The following is a 1,052-nucleotide window of genomic DNA, read 5'->3' as shown; positions in this document are numbered from 1 at the left end:
CCCGACCACCTCGTGGCCACGGCCCAACAGCTCCTCCACCACGTAGCCACCGATGAAGCCGGCCGAGCCGGTAACCAAAACCTTCGACACGAGAAACTGCTCCTAGCTGAGTGACGCGGGGACTGACGGTGCGGAAACGGCCTCGGGCTCGGGCTCGGCCGGGCGGCGCTTGGCGATCTGCTCGACGGTGAGCCGCCGGCCGTACGCGAACCTGTACCACCGCAGGTACGACGGCAGAAACCGCCCGAGGTCGAAGTGGGACTCGCCGAGCTGACGGTCGAGCCAGATGGTCGGGATCTCCGCGACCGGAAGGCGCAGCCGCCCGGCCTTGGCGGTCAGCTCCAGCCCGATCTCGAAACCGGTGCGCGACTCGATCCCCACCTGGCGCACGAACTCGGTGTCGTACGCCTTGAAGCTGTTGGTCGCGTCGCGCGTGCCCACCCGGGTAAACGCGTACAGCGTGCGGCCGGCCCAGCGGGACATCATCCGCTTGAGCCGCGGCCCGCCCACCTGCTGCCCACCGGGCATGTACCGCGACGCGGCGGCCACCACGACCCCGCGCTCTACGAGCCGGGCCAGGTCGTCGATCTGGCGCGGGTCGTCGCAGCCGTCGGCCATCGTCACCACCGTCACCGGGGCGCGGGCCGCGTCGATGCCGAAGCGGATCGCGTTGGCCGGGCCCCGACCGTACGTGTTGAGCACCGGCCGCACCTGCGGATGCGACTCGGCGATCTGCTTCGCGTACGGGACCGTGGTGTCTTCCGGCATGTCGTGCACGAGCAGGATCTCGCTGGGCAGCATGACTTCGCGCAGGATGCGATCCATGCACCGGATGATCGCTTCGCCCTCGTTGTAGACCGGGATGACGACGGAGATCCGGGGCGTGATCGTCATACCTTCACGCCTTGGCCGGTCAGCCCCCACATGTCGATGACCGGGGTCTGGGTGTCCAGGGCGGTGTACTCCTGGTGTGGACAGGCGATGACGAGCAGGTCGGCCTTGGCCAGCACCTCGTCGAGCGATACGAAGCGCTCGTCCTTGATGTGCGGATC

At 68.5% G+C, this 1,052-nt stretch carries 2 protein-coding genes; both read right to left on the bottom strand.

Translation table 11 applies throughout. The features are described from left to right. The coding region (locus tag ACTMTJ_RS45350; RefSeq protein WP_441225309.1) for an NAD-dependent epimerase/dehydratase family protein at positions 1–90 on the bottom strand (90 nt) is incomplete at its 3' end. A gap of 12 nt (positions 91–102) precedes the next feature. After that, positions 103–894 carry a glycosyltransferase family 2 protein gene (locus ACTMTJ_RS45345; protein ID WP_441225307.1) on the bottom strand — a complete coding sequence of 264 codons (792 nt, stop codon included), beginning with the start codon at positions 892–894 and terminating at the stop codon, positions 103–105. Positions 895–1,052 lie beyond the last annotated feature (158 nt).

This window comes from Phytohabitans sp. LJ34, assembly GCF_052068095.1.
Lineage (GTDB): Bacteria > Actinomycetota > Actinomycetes > Mycobacteriales > Micromonosporaceae > Phytohabitans.
This window is presented reverse-complemented; position numbering and strand designations above follow the sequence as displayed.

What these genes read in the sequence shown, in the direction of transcription:
- ACTMTJ_RS45345 (WP_441225307.1), bottom strand. Translation starts at nt 894, where the DNA reads ATGACGATCACGCCCCGGATCTCCGTCGTCATCCCGGTCTACAACGAG.